The sequence below is a fragment of the Flavobacterium sp. CAN_S2 genome (assembly GCF_015752255.1).
Classification (GTDB): Bacteria; Bacteroidota; Bacteroidia; order Flavobacteriales; family Flavobacteriaceae; genus Flavobacterium.
In genome coordinates this window covers 29158-46909 of sequence record NZ_JADOVA010000003.1, presented here as the reverse complement: position 1 = coordinate 46909, position 17752 = coordinate 29158, and the positions used below count along the sequence as shown (strand labels likewise).

14 protein-coding genes are annotated in these 17752 nt (G+C 33.6%); 8 read left to right on the top strand and 6 right to left on the bottom strand.

Annotation, left to right across the window (positions count from 1 at the left end; genetic code table 11):
• Window positions 1-78 precede the first annotated feature (78 nt).
• The 3 genes from IWX80_RS10070 (at window position 79) to IWX80_RS10060 (ending at window position 3207) form a co-directional block, all read left to right on the top strand.
• The gene (locus IWX80_RS10070; RefSeq protein WP_091171614.1) at window positions 79-804 is read left to right on the top strand and encodes a DUF4290 domain-containing protein; all 726 of its coding nucleotides are present in this window, start codon (window positions 79-81) and stop codon (window positions 802-804) included.
• A 108-nt stretch (window positions 805-912) separates the two neighbouring features.
• Entirely contained in the window at window positions 913-2223 is a 1311-nt protein-coding gene (gene murA, locus IWX80_RS10065; RefSeq protein WP_196853330.1) for a UDP-N-acetylglucosamine 1-carboxyvinyltransferase, read from the top strand.
• Window positions 2224-2337: 114 nt separating this feature from the next.
• The gene (locus tag IWX80_RS10060; RefSeq protein ID WP_196853329.1) at window positions 2338-3207 is read left to right on the top strand and encodes a cation diffusion facilitator family transporter; all 870 of its coding nucleotides are present in this window, start codon (window positions 2338-2340) and stop codon (window positions 3205-3207) included.
• Between the two features lie 155 nt (window positions 3208-3362).
• Here the strand turns inward: IWX80_RS10060 and IWX80_RS10055 are convergent, their stop codons facing one another.
• The 3 genes from IWX80_RS10055 to IWX80_RS10045 form a co-directional block, all read right to left on the bottom strand.
• Window positions 3363-5849 (bottom strand): DUF5686 and carboxypeptidase regulatory-like domain-containing protein, encoded by a 2487-nt coding sequence (locus IWX80_RS10055; RefSeq protein WP_196853328.1) that lies wholly within the window; start codon window positions 5847-5849, stop codon window positions 3363-3365.
• Between the two features lie 94 nt (window positions 5850-5943).
• On the bottom strand, window positions 5944-6357 hold the full coding sequence (gene aroQ / locus IWX80_RS10050) for a type II 3-dehydroquinate dehydratase (protein ID WP_196853327.1): 414 nt from the start codon (window positions 6355-6357) through the stop codon (window positions 5944-5946).
• Window positions 6358-6522: 165 nt separating this feature from the next.
• A complete protein-coding gene (locus IWX80_RS10045; RefSeq protein WP_196853326.1) occupies window positions 6523-7086 on the bottom strand; it encodes a porin family protein in 564 nt (187 codons plus the stop codon).
• A 437-nt stretch (window positions 7087-7523) separates the two neighbouring features.
• Between IWX80_RS10045 and IWX80_RS10040 the strand changes: the two genes are divergently transcribed.
• From IWX80_RS10040 to IWX80_RS10030, 3 genes are all read left to right on the top strand, one after another.
• A complete protein-coding gene (locus IWX80_RS10040) occupies window positions 7524-8114 on the top strand; it encodes a hypothetical protein (protein ID WP_196853325.1) in 591 nt (196 codons plus the stop codon).
• Between the two features lie 75 nt (window positions 8115-8189).
• The gene (xerD, locus tag IWX80_RS10035) at window positions 8190-9086 is read left to right on the top strand and encodes a site-specific tyrosine recombinase XerD (RefSeq protein ID WP_196853324.1); all 897 of its coding nucleotides are present in this window, start codon (window positions 8190-8192) and stop codon (window positions 9084-9086) included.
• Between the two features lie 191 nt (window positions 9087-9277).
• Entirely contained in the window at window positions 9278-10804 is a 1527-nt protein-coding gene (locus IWX80_RS10030) for a sensor histidine kinase (protein ID WP_196853323.1), read from the top strand.
• A 111-nt stretch (window positions 10805-10915) separates the two neighbouring features.
• Here IWX80_RS10030 and rny read toward each other — a convergent pair whose 3' ends face one another.
• From rny to IWX80_RS10010, 3 genes are all read right to left on the bottom strand, one after another.
• Window positions 10916-12481, bottom strand: a complete 1566-nt coding sequence (gene rny / locus IWX80_RS10025; RefSeq protein WP_113637898.1) for a ribonuclease Y — start codon at window positions 12479-12481, stop codon at window positions 10916-10918.
• Window positions 12482-12687: 206 nt separating this feature from the next.
• A complete protein-coding gene (locus IWX80_RS10015; protein ID WP_113637896.1) occupies window positions 12688-12981 on the bottom strand; it encodes a cell division protein ZapA in 294 nt (97 codons plus the stop codon).
• An 8-nt stretch (window positions 12982-12989) separates the two neighbouring features.
• Complete coding sequence (locus IWX80_RS10010; protein ID WP_196853322.1) at window positions 12990-13280, bottom strand: hypothetical protein; 291 nt, start codon at window positions 13278-13280, stop codon at window positions 12990-12992.
• Window positions 13281-13454: 174 nt separating this feature from the next.
• On the opposite strand from IWX80_RS10010, the gene IWX80_RS10005 reads away from it, so the two are divergent.
• Together IWX80_RS10005 and IWX80_RS10000 are read left to right on the top strand one after the other, a co-directional pair.
• Window positions 13455-15152 carry a M23 family metallopeptidase gene (locus tag IWX80_RS10005; protein WP_196853321.1) on the top strand — a complete coding sequence of 566 codons (1698 nt, stop codon included), beginning with the start codon at window positions 13455-13457 and terminating at the stop codon, window positions 15150-15152.
• Between the two features lie 54 nt (window positions 15153-15206).
• Window positions 15207-17633 carry a TonB-dependent receptor gene (locus IWX80_RS10000; RefSeq protein ID WP_334682308.1) on the top strand — a complete coding sequence of 809 codons (2427 nt, stop codon included), beginning with the start codon at window positions 15207-15209 and terminating at the stop codon, window positions 17631-17633.
• The last annotated feature ends 119 nt before the right edge of the window (window positions 17634-17752 follow it).

Below are 17752 nucleotides of genomic sequence, written 5' to 3'. Positions count from 1 at the left end.
ATAAAATTTTTGATTTGCTGCGTTCGAATGGTTCTAATTTTCGAAAAAGCATTTGAATCAAAACAGATACATTCGAATATGAATTCAAAATATATTAAAGAAAACTCGAACGATGTCGTGCATCATTTGGAATATAATGCGGAGCGATCGCATTTGATTATTCCAGAGTATGGCCGTCATTTGCAGAAATTGATTGATCAGGCAACTAAAATTGAAGATGATGTAGAACGCAACAAAGCGGCAAAATACATCATTCAGGTGATGGGTAGTTTGAATCCACATTTGCGTGATGTTCCTGATTTTCAACATAAATTGTGGGATCAGCTTTTCATAATGTCTGATTTTAAATTAGTGGCTGATTCACCGTATCCAATTCCTTCGCGTGAAGTGTTACAACTGAAACCGGATGTTTTAAAATACCCACAGAATTTTCCAAAATACAGATTTTATGGCAATAACATCAAATATATGATTGATGTGGCCAATAAATGGGAAGATGGCGAGATGAAAAGTGCTTTGGTGAAAGTCATTGCCAATCACATGAAAAAATCATACTTGAGTTGGAATAAAGACACGGTGAAAGATGATGTGATTTTCGAACATTTATATGAACTATCCGATGGGAAATTGAATTTGATTCAAAGTACAGAGGAGTTATTGAATACCACAGATTTATTGCGAACCAACAAACGGGTTTCAAATAAAATCTTGCCGGTTGGTCAACCAAAAATTCTCAGCAATAAGAATATAAAAACGGGAAAACCAAATCCAGTGCACAAAAACCAAAATAGAAAACCTTTGTAAATCAGTTATAAATTAAGAGTATTTTAGTTATGAATTTTTTAGTAATAACTTTTAACTCGTAAGTTTTTAACTCATATCTAAATAATTTATAACTCATAACTGTAAAAAATGGGAATTTTCAAAATAGAAGGAGGCATTAGTCTAAAAGGAGAAATCACGCCACAAGGAGCTAAAAATGAAGCGTTACAAATTTTATGTGCCGTTCTTTTAACGCCTGAAAAAGTGATTATCAATAATATTCCCGATATTATAGATATCAATAAACTAATTACGCTTTTAGGAAATTTAGGTGTAAAAATCCAAAAAACTGGATCAGGATCGTATACTTTTCAAGCCGATGAGGTGAACATTCAATATCTGGAAACCGAAGCATTCAAGAAAGAAGGCGGTTCTCTAAGAGGTTCTATTATGATTGTTGGGCCACTTTTGGCACGATTTGGAAAAGGATATATTCCAAAACCAGGTGGTGATAAAATTGGACGCAGAAGATTGGATACGCATTTTGAAGGATTCATCAATCTGGGCGCTAAATTTCGTTACAACAGAGAAGATCATTTTTATGGTGTAGAAGCACCAAAAGGATTGAAAGGTGCCGATATGTTATTAGACGAAGCATCTGTAACCGGAACTGCTAACATTGTTATGGCTGCCGTTTTGGCCAAAGGAAAAACAACAGTTTATAATGCTGCTTGTGAACCTTACTTGCAACAATTGTGTAAGATGTTGAACTCCATGGGAGCTAAAATAACAGGAGTTGGTTCTAATTTATTGACCATTGAAGGGGTTGAAAGTTTAGGCGGTTGCGATCATAGAATTCTTCCTGATATGATTGAAATTGGAAGTTGGATTGGTCTGGCTGCAATGACAAAATCAGAGATTACAATAAAAGATGTCAGCTGGGATAATCTTGGCGTAATCCCCAACACATTTAGAAAACTTGGAATTACTTTAGAACGTCGTGGCGATGATATTTACATTCCTGCTCACGTAGATGGTTATGAAGTAAAAACGGATATTGACGGTTCTATTTTGACAATTGCTGATGCACCTTGGCCTGGATTTACTCCGGATTTATTGAGTATTGTTTTAGTAGTTGCTACTCAAGCAAAAGGCGATGTTTTGATTCACCAAAAAATGTTTGAAAGCAGATTGTTTTTTGTAGACAAGTTAATTGACATGGGAGCAAAAATCATGTTATGTGATCCGCACCGTGCTGTTGTTATGGGACATGATTTCAAATCACAACTCAAAGCAACAACAATGTCATCACCAGATATTCGTGCCGGAATTTCCTTATTGATTGCTGCGCTTTCTGGAAAAGGAACGAGTACCATTCAAAACATTGAACAAATCGACAGAGGATACGAACGCATTGACGAACGATTGAGAGCTATTGGAGCTAATATTGTTAGAGCATAATTCAAATAAATTATTATAAAATATCGTTTAAGTAAACCAGAAAGAATTTGAATCTAAAGTTCAATTCGGTTTACTTAAACGATTTTAGTTTTACTTCACCTATAAATAAAATTCATGTCAAGCGAACAAACGGCAATCAAGGCGACTTATTTTAGTATTGTAGGAAACACTTGTCTGGCAATAATAAAAGGTTTAGCAGGTTTTTTTGGAAATTCGTATGCGCTAATTGCAGATGCAATTGAATCAACGACTGATATTTTCGCCTCTTTTCTAGTGTTGTTTGGAATCAAATATTCCAATAGACCCGCGGATAAAAATCATCCTTACGGACACGGTAGGGCAGAACCTTTGATTACCTTTCTAGTTGTAGGTTTTTTGATTACTTCGGCTACGATTATTGCTTATGAAAGTATCATCAATATTGGAACGCCACATCAATTGCCAAAACCATGGACATTAATCGTTCTGGCTGCAATCATTATTTGGAAAGAATATTCTTTTCGAATCGTAATGAAAAGAAGCATTCAAACAAATAGTTCATCGTTGAGAGCTGATGCCTGGCACCATCGCAGCGATGCAATAACTTCTGTGGCAGCATTTCTTGGGATTTCGGTTGCTTTAATTTTAGGGAATGGATACGAATCTGCTGATGATTGGGCAGCACTTTTTGCTTCAGGATTCATACTTTATAACAGTTACCTTATTTTTAGACCCGCTTTGGGCGAAATAATGGACGAGCATTTATACGATGATTTGATAGAACAAATCCGAATAATTTCTATTCAGGTGGATGGAATTATTGATACCGAAAAGTGTTTCATTCGAAAAGCTGGCATGCAATATCACGTAGATTTACATGCTACTGTTGATTCAAATATTACCGTAAAAGAAGGGCACGATCTCGCTCATAAATTAAAAGATACCTTGAGGGAAGAAATTCCGGAATTAGGACATGTGCTGATTCATGTGGAACCAAATGATTAGAGTTTTATCCAATAAAATTAAAAAAGGCACCAAAATTAAATTTTGGTGCCTTTTTTAATTCGTTATGATTTTGTCACATCGAGCAGTAGACATGCAATACTAGTTCATGACTGCGTTCGAAATGACAAGTAGACTCATTTATTACAGATATTGTTTTATTCCAATATATTCAAAAACTTTAGCCCAAAAACAACACCGTCACCTTGAAAACCATTTTGGTAGGAACGTACATAATCGACACGAAGCATTTTAAATTTTCCAAAACCTAAATTGTCCAGCCCAACGGTGACTTCAGTATAAGGTTTGTTATTAGGAGTAGACAGAGCATGAGCTCCCAATATCAAAGTTGATTTTAGTTTGTTCAACAACGGTATTTTATTCATGATATAGCCTTTGTCATTGTATTCCGTATGTGCTTCAAAATAGCTGTCATTCGTACTATTAGAGTAATACGGCAATAAGTTAAATACATTCAAATAACGCGCTGTTTGTCCTATGTGGGTTTGATTGCCATTAAAATGCTTGTAATCTATAAAAGCAATATTATCCGCATTTAGAAACTTCCCAGCTTTTAGATTCAATCCTAAAACTCCTTTATTTCCTAATGTCAAATCATATATCAATCGGGTGTTGAAGTGGTCGAATTCATACTTCTTTTCGTTAGCTGCAACTGCTTTCTCATAGCCCAAATACAGAGTTGGATATTTTTCATTTCGGATGTTAAATTTCCCATCGGGACGAGAGGAATATTTATTTCCAAAATTGATTTTTGCCAGCAAATTAATTTTTGTCAAATGGTGTTTTTCAAAAGCTGTAGTGGTGAAATCATTCGGTGCCAGCGGATTATTCGAAGTGTATAAATCGTCCTTGCTAAACAAAGAAAAATCAGTGTTATTGAATAATGGTTTGCGTTGCTGGTATTCTATCTTTCCATTTAGATTCACTCCATTTGCAATATCTTGGCTGTAGCCAATTGCCGCTGATTCAAGGTTGTACAACTTCATGAAATTGTTCTTGAAAGCCAAGGAGCTTATCGTGTTTATCGCTTTACTTATGGGCTCATTCGGATTAAATTGCTTTACGGAACTGCCTCCTGTCATATATAAAGTGACATAATTCTGATTGTTGAAACGGTGGATAAATTGCCCTGTGACACGCAATCGATCTTCAGCAAAACCGTAATTGAGTTTTGTACTTATCGAAGTGTATCTTCCTTTACTTTCCTGATTTTTCCAGTTGGTGTATCGAAACCCCGAATCAAAATTATAACCTTGGACGGTATTGAAACTTAGTGAGCCAAGGTTTAATAATCCCTCGTAACTAAAACTGTGTTTTTTAGTACTATTCTTGTACGTGTAACCGGTCAGTAGCTTTAATAGTTTGAATTTATTTTCTTTTGCATCAATTGAATCTAGGTATTTTTCTGAATTTCGGACTTTGTAAATACTGTCTTTTCTAATATAATCAGTGCTTTCTTCCATTGTTAACGGAATGGGTCTGTTGGTATTCCAGAACAAACTGTCTTTTTTATTGGCATTTATTTCTATGCATGTAATTTCATTTGTAAATGTTTTAGGAGCAAATGCATCTATGAATTCATAATTGCTATACACGTAATTGTATTTTCCGTTAAATTTTATACCAAAAGCACCTGCTGTAATTTCGAGACTTTGGGTGTTTTTGGCCCAAATTTTATTGCTTTTGTTGTAGCTGAAATTTTGTTTTAAGGTCATCACATCGAGAAATTCTTCTTTCATTCGGTAGCCTTTTATATCCAGATCAACGGCGTAAATTGCCCAGGAATCTTCCACGATATAAATGTATCCTTCAAAAACCGGTTCGCTATCACGCTTGGCAGTCACTTTTATTTTGTTAATCATATTGGCATTCTCGTCATTAAACGTGCTTTCTAACTTGTAATTATAGTAGTTAAAAGCGTTATTCGCTATTGGAGAAATCATTTGGACACCAAAATCGATAGTGTTATCATAGAAATCATAGAACGAAGATCTGGCCGTATTGTAGCTGTAACCATTGTTGCTGCCACTCACTTTTGACGCAGTAACGACTTCTTTTAAGTTGTTAGGTTTTTCAAAGGCTATTTTCGAAAAGGTCTCAGACAGTGAAATAATCCCGGTTCCAGTTGAATCCAAAGCGCCATTCAAGTCACCAATTTTTTGTCCTAATATTTTTTTCGGAGCATTTTTTAGTTTAAAAATACCTCTGGAATAAAAGTCAGCGTTAAATCGATTCGTTTTTTCGGTGTTTCGTTTTCTGCTGGCGATTGCGCTTTTTATAATTGCTAAAGCCGGATTATTTTTTTTGTTGATGATTACTTCGTTCAACGAGAAACTTTCTTCGATCATTTTGATGTTCAAAGAATACGGTAATTTATCGGATTGTATGGCAACTTTTTGGGTTTTAAAACCTAAAAACTGAAAGACAACCGATTGTTTTCCTTTTTTATTTAAGTTGAACTCGTAATTTCCTTGTTCGTTTGAAGTGGTTCCATTATAGGTGTCTTCCTGGAAAATAGTAACAAAAGGCAAGGGATTTCCTTTTTCGTCCGAGACAGTTCCTTTTATTTGTGCATTGCTGACAAATGAAACTAAGAAAAGCAAAAGTAAGTAGTGTTTTTTCATGAAAGTTTTTTCTTTCACAAAAATAGAAGAAGTTTAAAAAGAGCGTATTAATTATTTGTTAAAGATTTATTTAGGAGGTAATTATAATTTAAAACTATAAAAAGGACTGAATTGCTAGCTCGTAACTTTTTAAACCAAAACCCAGAATAACTCCTTTGGCATTTCCTGAAATATAGGATTGATGTCTAAAACTTTCACGCGAAAAAGTATTCGAAATATGGACTTCGACAACTGGAGTTGTAACGGCTTTGACTGCATCGCCAATTCCAACAGAAGTATGCGTGTATGCTCCGGCATTCAATATTATCCCATCAAATGAAAAACCAAATTCCTGGATTTTATCAATTAATTCACCTTCAATATTGCTCTGAAAATAGGATAATTCAATAGTGGGGAATTTTATTTGTAAAGTGGTGAAATATTCTTCAAAAGTTTGACTTCCATAAATTTCTGGTTCACGTTTTCCTAGAAGGTTGAGGTTTGGACCGTTGATGATACTGATTTTCATACGTAGTTAATATTTGTTTTTATTTGAATATGGAATTCGCATATGACTTATCTGGTTTTTATTACATATTCGATATGCTCATTTCATAATTCCTGTTTTGGTAAAAATAAAAAAACCGTTCCAATTTATAGAACGGTTTTAGTAATTTTAATTTTTTTATTATTTTTAGAAAGTAAATCCGGCTGAAACCTGAAGTACAGAGTTCTTAACTTCTGCTTCTTTTGAAGCCTCAGTTAATCCTAAAACATAGCGCCCTTGAAGAAAAATGTTTTTTGTTACATTTAAAGTTAAACCTGCAGCTGCACCAAACTCAAAAGTTTCTGCATTTTTGACATCAAATTCGTTTCTTTCACTTAATAAGAAAGAAGCTTGAGGTCCAAGATCTAAACTCACGGTTTTATTGAAATGTATTTTTGCTAAAACAGGAATAGATAAATAACCCAATTCGTTTTTGAACTCATCAACAGCATTTTTATAAGTCGCTCCTTGAGTCGAGTATAATAATTCAGGTTGTATAGAAAAACCATCTGTTAATTTAAGCTCAGCCACTAAACCTGCATGATAGCTGGTAATCGCATCAGTGTTGTAATTATCACTGTTTACTGTAATGCTACTTCCGTTTTGATTGGCGTAATTTAAACCACCTTTAAATCCAAACTTTACTAATTGTGCTTGCATGTCCACGGATGCTGCAAGAAGTACTACGGCTACTAAAATTATTTTTTTCATAATTTGTTTTTTAATATTAATTAGAATTAAATGATATTGAACTCCTACTTAAAACTATTTTGTAGAATAATTATTGTTAGGATTTGAGTTTTCTAATACCAATAACTAATCCAAAACACTACTAAATTACTATTTTTCTTCTTTTAGAAATAATTTTGAATTTTAGATTAAGAATTTTAAATTTCAAATACTTGTAAAACAGTATTTTACATTTTTATTTCTAATTTTAAAATTTCTTATTGTTAGGGAATTTTTTTAATAGTTATTTTTAAATCTTTACAAAAATGAATCAAAAGCTTAGCGTAAATTCATCATTGAGTTTGAAAAATTGAATTTTTAATTTTAATAAAAATGTTAATAACTTGTAATGGTAAGAAGTGTATTACTTTAAATTTAATATAATTTTATGCTTTCTATTAACAATTAATAAAAAAAAAATGAAAAAAATTATCTTGTCGGTATGTATTGCTTTTTTTTGTGTTTCAGCTTATGCACAAAAAGAAGGTGGATTTAGAGTAGGTTTAGATTTAGGAGCTGTTCCTACTAATGGTGGCGGAGGAGTTATGTTCTCATTAGAACCAAAATATAATATTAAAGATAATATGAATGTTGGTTTACGAATAGGAGTAGCAGCAATTGTTCGTGATATAAATGATTCTGGGTCCACTACTAGTGCAAAAGTGGCGGCTAATGGTTCGTATGTTGCTACTTATGATTATTATTTCAACGGCGCGGGGAAATCTTTTGTTCCTTATATTGGTGCTGGTGCTGGTTATTATAGTATTGCAAATGTAGAATTTGATGATACAGATAATTCTGATAATGTAATGGTAGATGCAACAGGTAAAATGGGAGGATTAGTTCGTGGTGGTTTTGAGTGGGGGAAATTCAGAATGGGATTAGAATATAATTTAGTGCCTGAATCAACTTTACAAGATATCAATGGAAATAATCAAGGTACTGTAGCTAATTCATACGTAGGGATTCATTTAGGATTTTATGTTGGTGGAGGCAAATGGGGAAAATAATTATTTTCTTTTACTATATCAAAACCACTCTTAGTAGTGGTTTTTTTATGTCTAAAAAAGAGTTACTTTGTAGCCATGAATTGGGACAATTATATAAAGAGTTATCAATCGTATCTAAAAATTGAACGTGGTTTGTCAAAGAATACAATAGAAAACTATTCTTTTGATATTGAACGTTTGCGCCTTTTTTTAGTCACAAATGAAATCGACGTTTCTCCAATTAAAATTAGTGAGGAAACGGTGCAACAGTTTATTTACAGTATTTCCAAAGAAGTAAATTCTCGTTCGCAAGCCAGGATAATTTCCGGTCTTAAAAGTTTTTTCAGTTATTTAATTTTTGAAGATTATCGTACGGACAATCCTTTGGAACTGATTGAAACTCCCAAAACGGGCAGGAAACTTCCGGATACTTTATCTGTCGAAGAAATTGATAATCTTATCGCAGCTATTGATTTGACTACGAATGAAGGAGAGCGCAACCGTGCGATGTTAGAAACGCTTTACGGTTGCGGATTACGGGTTTCCGAGCTAGTAACATTAAAAATTTCCGATTTATTCTTTGAAGAAGGCTTCATTAAGATTACCGGAAAAGGCAATAAACAACGTTTTGTACCCATAAGTGATTTGACACAAAAATTCATTCAAATTTACCGAAATACCATCAGAACGCACCTTACTATTCAAAAAGGATTTGAAGACACTTTGTTTTTAAATAGAAGAGGGAAGCAATTGACCAGAGCGATGATTTTTACTATTATAAAAAATTTAGCGCTTCAAATAAATCTTTACAAAACGATTAGTCCGCATACTTTGCGTCATTCTTTTGCAACGCATCTTCTGGAAAACGGAGCTGATTTACGTTCTATACAATTAATGCTTGGTCATGAATCTATTACTACAACGGAAATATATGTGCATCTTGATCGAAAATTTTTAGCAGAAGTACTAACCTCTTTTCATCCTAGAAAGTAGTGGATTAAGTTTTCATTTGGCAGACTAAATTAATTTTAAGAAGGAAATTTTTATAAAAAAGGGATTTAAATATAGTAATTGTTTAGCAGCATGTTTTTTTACTAAATTGTAAATTTTTTAATTTTATTTTAATTTTTTAATTAAAATATGTACTACATTGTTATCATATTCAAATCGTTTAAAAAGTGATTATGGTTTTTAATTTTCCCCAAAACGGAAATTGCCAAGAGGTAAATGATTTTTACAACAAATTATTTAAAGAAATTCCAGATTTAATTTTTGAATTTGTAATTGCTCCTGACAATACTTATTTATTCCCACTAGTGAGTAAATCAGTGGATAATTTTTTTGAGTTGTCATCGGAACATTTTTCGGATTCGGACAAGCTTCTAATTTATGATCGGGTGTTTGAAGCGGATCGATTGTCATTTTTTGAATCATTAGTCCATGCAAGAAAGAGTCTGACGGAATGGGATTTTGAATTCCGGGTGTTGTTGCCCGAAAAAGGATTGCGTTGGCTGAAAGTTTCCTCTAAACCAGAATTATATCCAGATGGAAATATTGCTTTCTATGGAAGAATTTCAGACATCACGAACTTAAAAGAGCAAGAGATTAAATTGAAAGTGTACGAGGAGCGTTTTAAATTTGCTCAGGAAGCTTCCACATCTGGGGTTTGGGATTGGGATTTAAGGACTAATAAAGTTTTTTATTCTTCGCAGTCCATGAAAATTTTAGATTTAGATTCATTAGATGTTTTTGATAGTCCGGAACGTTGGGACGAAATAGTTCATCCTGATGACCTAGAAAAATACTATTCGGATATTCAAGATCATTTTGAAAATAGAACTCCTTTCTACGAAAACTTTCATCGTGTTTTAACTTCTACCGGAAAATATAGATGGATATTAGATCGGGGCAAAGTAATTGAGCGAGATAATAATGGAAAGCCACTCAGAGTTATAGGAACGCACACTGATATTTCGTCTCAAAAAGAAAAAGAATTAGAGTTAGTGAAAACAATGGAATTGTATAGTAAGCAAAATAGCCGACTATTGAATTTCTCTCATATTGTTTCTCATAACTTGAATACACAGGCAGGAAATATTAAGTCGATTTTAGATCTTATTGACGCGGATGACACTGCTGATAGTAACAAGGAAATGTTATCTTATTTGAGAATGGTTTCGGATGATTTGAATGAAACTATACTTAATTTGACCCAAATCGTGCAGATACAAAGTAACGCGAATACTCCGATGTCTAGTTTGGATTTAAATGTATATCTGAAAAAGACATTAGCTTTGATTAGAGATTTAAAAAGCGAAAATCAAGTTACTATTGTAAATGAAATTCCGGAAGGAGTTACCGTAGATTTTAACCCAGCTTATTTAGAAAGTGTCTTGTTGAATTTTACCACTAATGCTATAAAATATTCAAATCCAGAAAAACCAATTGTCATTAAATATACCTTTTCATTGGAAGATGGCAATAAGACTTTATCTATTTCTGACAATGGATTAGGGATTGATTTAAAAAAATATGGTGATTCACTTTTTGGAATGTATAAAACCTTTCATAATCATAAAGAAGCGCATGGTTTGGGATTGTACATTACGAGAAATCAGATTGAATCAATGAAAGGCACCGTTTCAGTAGAAAGTGAAGTTGGGGTAGGATCCACCTTTAAAATCACTTTTGACAATAGTTTGAATGATTAATAAATGGACTGGGTTTAATACACAAGGAGGGAAGTGTCTTTTAGAATTTTTACTGCAAAAAAAAAACTTCTCAGTTATGAGAAGTTTTTTTTATGAATTAATTTGATGAAACTATTTAGCAATATTCACTGCTCTCGTTTCACGAATTACAGTTACTTTAACTTGTCCTGGATAAGTCATTTCAGTTTGGATCTTTTGTGAAATATCAAAAGATAAATTAGCGGCATTTTCATCAGAAACTTTTTCGCTTTCCACAATTACACGAAGTTCTCTACCAGCTTGGATAGCATAAGCGTTTTTCACACCGCTGAATCCGTAAGCCACTTCTTCAAGATCTTTTAAACGTTGAATGTAAGAATCTAATACTTGTCTTCTTGCTCCTGGTCTTGCTCCTGATATAGCATCACAAACCTGAATGATTGGCGATAATAATGATTTCATTTCAATCTCATCGTGGTGTGCTCCAATAGCGTTACAAACCTCTTCTTTTTCGCCGTATTTCTCAGCCCATTGCATTCCTAATAATGCGTGTGGTAAATCACTTTCGGCATCTGGAACTTTACCAATATCGTGTAATAAACCAGCTCTTTTAGCCAGTTTTACGTTTAGGCCAAGTTCAGCAGCCATGATTCCACAAAGTTTAGAAACTTCACGGGAGTGTTGCAATAAGTTTTGTCCGTAAGAAGAACGGTATTTCATACGTCCTACCACTTTAATCAATTCTGGATGCAATCCGTGAATTCCTAAATCGATAACGGTACGTTTACCAACTTCTATAATTTCATCGTCAATTTGTTTCGCAGTTTTAGCAACAACTTCTTCAATTCGAGCCGGGTGAATTCTTCCGTCCGTTACTAATTTGTGTAATGCCAAACGTGCAATTTCTCTACGTACAGGGTCAAAACAAGAAAGGATAATAGCTTCAGGGGTATCATCAACAATGATTTCTACTCCGGTAGCCGCTTCCAGTGCGCGGATATTTCTACCTTCACGACCAATAATTCTACCTTTTACGTCATCAGATTCAATGTTAAATACTGAAACACAGTTTTCAACTGCTTCCTCAGTTCCAACTCTCTGAATGGTATTGATGATTATTTTTTTAGCTTCTTGTTGTGCGGTCAATTTAGCTTCTTCAATCGTGTCTTGAATATGAGACATTGCTTTACTTTTGGCTTCAGCCTTCAAACCTTCTACCAATTGATTTTTAGCTTCTTCGGCAGATAAACCGGAGATAACCTCTAATTGCTGCAATTGACTTTTATGAAGTTTTTCAACTTCAGCTTGTTTCTTGTCTAAATTCTCAATTTTTGTAGTGTATTCTATAGTTTTTGATTCAAAATCATCATTTACTTTTTTAGCTTTTGACAATTCATTTGAAATTTGAGATTCCTTATCACGAACTCTTTTTTCAATTTCAGCCACTTTTTTATCACGAGATAAAATTACTTGTTCGTGCTCTGATTTTAATTCTATAAATTTCTCTTTTGCTTGAAGAATTTTATCTTTCTTTATATTTTCAGCTTCCAGATTAGCATCTTTCAATATCGATGCTGCTTCTTTCTTTGCGTTTTTAATCAGGTTGGAGATGTTGCTTTTTTCTATCAATTTTGCGATACCAAAACCCGCTACAATACCTATAATTCCTGTAATAATAATCGTTAATATGTTGTCCATGTTTGTTAAAATTTATATATAAAAAAGCCTACATTAGTGGGATTGAATAAACTCGAAAAGACAAGTTTTGAGCTAACTCGTTGTTCAAGCTTCCAAACTGAATTGGCTTGCTATAGTAACGATGATTTGCTCATTCTAAAATGTTAGTGTTGAGTTTACCAAATAAGAACTAATGTAGGCAGTATCTTAGTTTTTGTAAAGAACGTTTATTTGTCGAGATATTGATCTAAAATCGCATTGATTTTTTTAATTCTTTCAATGGTTGCTTCTCCATCAATGGCGTTATCAATTTGTTTTTGTTCTGTTTGTGAGGCAAATTGTAAGGCACACATTGCCAAAACATCTTGTTTGTCACGAACAGCATAATTTTCTTCAAATTGCTTAATCATCTTATCAATTTTTTTAGAAGCGCTTCTAAGGCCTTCTTCCTGTGCAAAATCAACCGTTAACGGGTAGACTCTGTCTGCTATTGATATTTTAATTTTAAGCTTTTCGTCCATATCTTTTATTAATCTGATAGTTGTGCTATACAGTAATCAATTTCGCGAATTAATGAATTTATTTTAAGCTTCGTATCTCTTTTATTTTCGTCACTGCCTAGTAATGTATTTGCTACTTTGAGTGTTTCATACTGCGTTTTTAGCGCTTCAATCTCTTGTGACTGAGTTTGTATTATGGATGCAGTTTTTGTTAATTCGTTTTTCAAATCTTGATTGTTTTTCTCTAAACCTTTCATTTTAATAAAAAGTTTTTCGACTTTATTTTCAAGAGTATCAATAATTTCTGCAATTGCACTCATTATATATCCTATTCATTACATAATCATACAAAGTTAGTATTCCTTTTTAATTTTGCAATATTTTATTATTTTTTTTGCATTAAATTAATTAAATATCAGTTGTACAAATGGTTACGATCGGTTTTTTTTAGTGCTGTTTTGAATACTTTTTTTATCTTAGCAAAAATGTAAATCATGAAATTTTCGCTATATATATTATTTTTTTGCACCTCTGTTTTTGCTCAAGTTGATTATCCAAAAGATTATTTTAGGTCACCGTTGGACATTCCGATGCAATTATCCGGGAATTTTGGTGAGTTGAGACCCAATCATTTTCATGCTGGCTTTGATTTGAGAACCCAACAAAAAGAAGGATTAAAAGTGTATGCCGTAGCCGATGGTTATGTGTCAAGAATAAAAATATCAACTTTTGGTAACGGAAAAACAATTTACATCAACCATCCTAATGGATATACTTCGGTTTACGGACATTTGAAATTGGCTAACGGCGAAATAGAAAATTACATCAAGAAAACGCATTACAAAGAACAATCGTTTGAAATCGAAATGTTTTTTAAGCCTGATGAAATGCTAGTTAAAAAAGGAGAAATCATTGCCTTTTCAGGAAATACAGGAGCTTCAGAAGGACCGCATCTGCATTTTGAATTTCGGGATTCTAAAACGGAGTTTATCATTAATCCGATGCTTTTTGGATTTAATAAATTTTTAAAAGACACGAAGAAACCAATTATATCTGGAGTTTACGTATATCCTTTAGATGCAAAAACTACGGTCAATAATTCAAAACGTCCGTTATTGCTGAATGTTTCTTTACAAAAAGACGGAACTTATTTGTCAGACAAAGTTGTTGCAAATGGTTCAATCGGTTTTGGTATTTCGGCGTATGACACGGATGATGTTTCGTTTAATAATAATGGAGTGTATAAAGTGCAGTCTTTCTATAATGGAAAACCAAATTTCGGATATGAATTCAATACGTATTCCTTTGATGATATGCGCTATATCAATGCGCTGATTGATTACTCGCGATATAAGAAAATGCAACAACGGGTTCAGAAATTATTCATGAAAACGCCTTATAATTTGAGCTTTATTCAAGCCGATGAAAATAAAGGGGTTTTGCCAGTAACACCCAATTTAGCATCGCTCTATCGCATTGAAGTTTCGGATTTTTTTGGAAATAAAAAAACAATAGCTATTCCTATCAAATATGATATTTTACCTACCGTAATAAGTAAGGAGCCTGTACAATCCAATTATTTTGTCCGAGCGAACAAAGACAGCAATTTTGCTTTAGAAAACATGTCTGTTTTCTTTCCTGCGGGAACTTTTTACGAAGATTTTGATTTGAATTTTGATGTAAAAAACGATACGTTGTTTTTGCATGATGATACTGTTCCTGCGCATACTAATTTTACGGTTTCCATTGAAGACACAAAATCTACCGAAGTTCAAAAAGAAAAAATGTTTATTGGCCGAATCGAAGGGAAAAAAGTAAATTATAATCCAACCTATAGAAAAGATAATGTATTTAATACTAAGGTTAAAATCTTGGGAAAATATGCTTTGGTTTCAGATACGGTTGCACCAAAAATAAGCATGGCCGTTCCCGTAGAAGGGAAATGGATTAGTGACCAAAAAACCATTCAGCTTTCTATTTACGATGAATTATCAGGGATTAAATCATACAATTGCTACTTAAATGGAAAATGGGTTTTATTTGAATACGATAACAAGACTAGAAAATTGACTCATTATTTCAGCGATGGAATTGCTGTTGATGGTGCCAATGATTTAAAAGTTGTTGTAACGGATAATGTAGGTAATTCAACTACCTTTGAAACTCGTTTTTTTAGAAGTCAAAAAAAATAAAAACCAAACACTTTGAGTGCGAATCAATTATTAGCTGTATTCATATTTGTCTTTTTGAGCCTAACTCTATCCGCTCAAACGGCTAGAATAAAAGGAGTTATTTTAGATAAAAACAATCAACCGGTAGAAAACGTCAATGTTTCTTATTCGAGCGGCGGTACGCGAACGAATGAAAATGGTTTTTACAATTTAAAAATTCCTGCAAACCAACAAGTGACACTTGTTTTTACGCATGTTTCGTTAAAAAAAATAACTGTGATTTTTTCTTTGGATGCCAATGAACAAAAGGAGTTCAATCCAGTAATGAGCGATCAGGAAGAACAAATGGGAGAAGTTATTGTGACCTCCAACAACCGAAAACAGATTCAGGGTATTACAGTAATTGAACCTGAGATGATTCGGAAAATTCCCGGAGCTAATGCCGGAATCGAAAACATTTTGAAATCCTTGCCAGGCGTAAATTCTAATAATGAGTTGAGTACACAATACGCAGTACGCGGAGGGAATTATGACGAGAATTTGGTTTATGTAAATGAAATTGAAGTCTATCGTCCGTTCTTGATTCGCTCGGGGCAACAAGAAGGTTTGAGTTTTACCAATACGGATTTGGTGCAAAATGTTGATTTCTCGGCGGGAGGTTTTCAAGCGAAGTTTGGAGATAAACTATCGTCTGTTTTAGATATTACGTATCGGAAACCGGTTAAATTTGGCGCAAGCCTTGAAGCGAGTTTCCTTGGCGGAAGCGTTTCTGTTGATGCAGTTTCTAAAAATAAAAAATGGTCTGCGGTTACGGGAGTTCGATACCGCAACAACAGTCTTTTGGTTAATAGCCAAGAGACACAAACGAATTTTACGCCTTCCTTTGCGGATATTCAAACCAATGTAAATTATCAAGCTTCTGCTAAATGGCAATGGAGTTTTTTAGGGAATATTTCTCAAAATAAGTACCAATATCAGCCATTAACCAGACAGACTAATTTTGGAACCATTGATAATCCTATGGCGCTAACGGTCTTTTATGAAGGTCAGGAAAAAGACGAATACGATACGTATTTTGGAGCTTTAAAAACAACATTCAATGTTTCTGATAATTTTACGTTGAAATTTATCGGTTCTGTTTTTCAAACTTTGGAACAAGAATATTTCGATATTTTCGCACAATACCGTTTAGGCGAAGTAGATTCTAATATTGGTTCTGAAACTTTTGGAGAAGTTGCTTTCACAAGAGGAATTGGATCGCAGCTGAGTCATGCCAGAAATGATTTGGATGCCTTGATTGTAAATACAGAGATAAAGGGATTTCACGATTGGAAAGAAAGCCAATTTGAATGGGGAATTAAATATACTAGAGAATCCATTCGTGATAGAATAATAGAGTGGGAGGTGATTGATTCAGCTGGTTTTTCTTTGAATCCACCAATTATTGATTTGCCTAAAAATGACCAGCCGTATTCGCCTTACACTGGACCTCTTCTTCCGTATCAAAATATCCGAGCGACAAATTTTAATTCCATAAATAGATTTTCAGGATATGGTCAGTGGAGTTTAAAATCGAATATTGGTTCGAGTGAGGTTTGGTATAATGCCGGAGTACGTTTTCATAACTGGGAGGTTTTAGGTTCTACTGTAGCTGGCAAATCCCAAATTACTTTCAGTCCCAGAGCACAATTTGCCATAAAACCAGATTGGGAAAAAGATATGGTTTTTAGACTTTCTGGAGGATTGTACCATCAACCACCTTTTTATAGGGAGTTGAGAGATGCTGATGGAATGGTACAACCTAATACCAAGGCGCAACAATCGGTGCATGTTGTTATTGGGAATGATTATAGTTTTGAGATGTGGAATCGTCCTTTCAAGTTGGTTTCGGAATTGTATTATAAATCGTTGACAGATGTGAATACATATACGATTGACAATGTTCGAATTCGTTACGCAGCTAACAATAATGCCACTGCATATGCGCAAGGATTGGATGTTCGCTTGAACGGGGAGTTTGTACCCGGAACTGAATCTTGGTTTAGTTTTGGTTATTTGAAAACAGAGGAAAACAGTAATGATAAAGGATTTATTGCGAGACCTACAGACCAGAGATTGAAATTTGGACTTTTATTTCAAGACTATATGCCAAATATTCCAAGTTTAAAATTATATCTGAATTTAGTTTACAATACCGGATTGCCAGGCGGTTCACCATCGTATGCTGATCCTTATTTGTACCAAAATAGGTTGAATGACTATCGCCGCGTGGATGTAGGTTTTTCTAAAGTTTTTAAAGACAATTCTACTGTAAAAAAGAATTCGGGTTTGTTTAAAGACTTTAAAGAGTTGGCGATAGGATTGGAAATTTTTAATCTTTTTGACAATCAAAATGCCATAACTAATACATGGGTTCGCGATGTGTATTCTAGAAATCAATATGCAATTCCTAATTACATGACCACCAGAGTTTTTAATATAAAATTGACTGCGAAGTTGTAATGGGAATGACTTTAAAAATTTAATATACATATCTATACCCATTTAATTAGGCAAATCGGAGGCAGAATTTCATTACCATTTTTTAAAAATGATTACATTTGGATTTTAAAGTATAGGAT

Coding starts and splice junctions, on each gene's coding strand:
- IWX80_RS10070 (WP_091171614.1), top strand. CDS start 79: ATGAATTCAAAATATATTAAAGAAAACTCGAACGATGTCGTGCATCAT.
- murA (WP_196853330.1), top strand. CDS start 913: ATGGGAATTTTCAAAATAGAAGGAGGCATTAGTCTAAAAGGAGAAATC.
- IWX80_RS10060 (WP_196853329.1), top strand. CDS start 2,338: ATGTCAAGCGAACAAACGGCAATCAAGGCGACTTATTTTAGTATTGTA.
- IWX80_RS10055 (WP_196853328.1), bottom strand. CDS start 5,849: ATGAAAAAACACTACTTACTTTTGCTTTTCTTAGTTTCATTTGTCAGC.
- aroQ (WP_196853327.1), bottom strand. CDS start 6,357: ATGAAAATCAGTATCATCAACGGTCCAAACCTCAACCTTCTAGGAAAA.
- IWX80_RS10045 (WP_196853326.1), bottom strand. CDS start 7,086: ATGAAAAAAATAATTTTAGTAGCCGTAGTACTTCTTGCAGCATCCGTG.
- IWX80_RS10040 (WP_196853325.1), top strand. CDS start 7,524: ATGAAAAAAATTATCTTGTCGGTATGTATTGCTTTTTTTTGTGTTTCA.
- xerD (WP_196853324.1), top strand. CDS start 8,190: ATGAATTGGGACAATTATATAAAGAGTTATCAATCGTATCTAAAAATT.
- IWX80_RS10030 (WP_196853323.1), top strand. CDS start 9,278: ATGGTTTTTAATTTTCCCCAAAACGGAAATTGCCAAGAGGTAAATGAT.
- rny (WP_113637898.1), bottom strand. CDS start 12,481: ATGGACAACATATTAACGATTATTATTACAGGAATTATAGGTATTGTA.
- IWX80_RS10015 (WP_113637896.1), bottom strand. CDS start 12,981: ATGGACGAAAAGCTTAAAATTAAAATATCAATAGCAGACAGAGTCTAC.
- IWX80_RS10010 (WP_196853322.1), bottom strand. CDS start 13,280: ATGAGTGCAATTGCAGAAATTATTGATACTCTTGAAAATAAAGTCGAA.
- IWX80_RS10005 (WP_196853321.1), top strand. CDS start 13,455: ATGAAATTTTCGCTATATATATTATTTTTTTGCACCTCTGTTTTTGCT.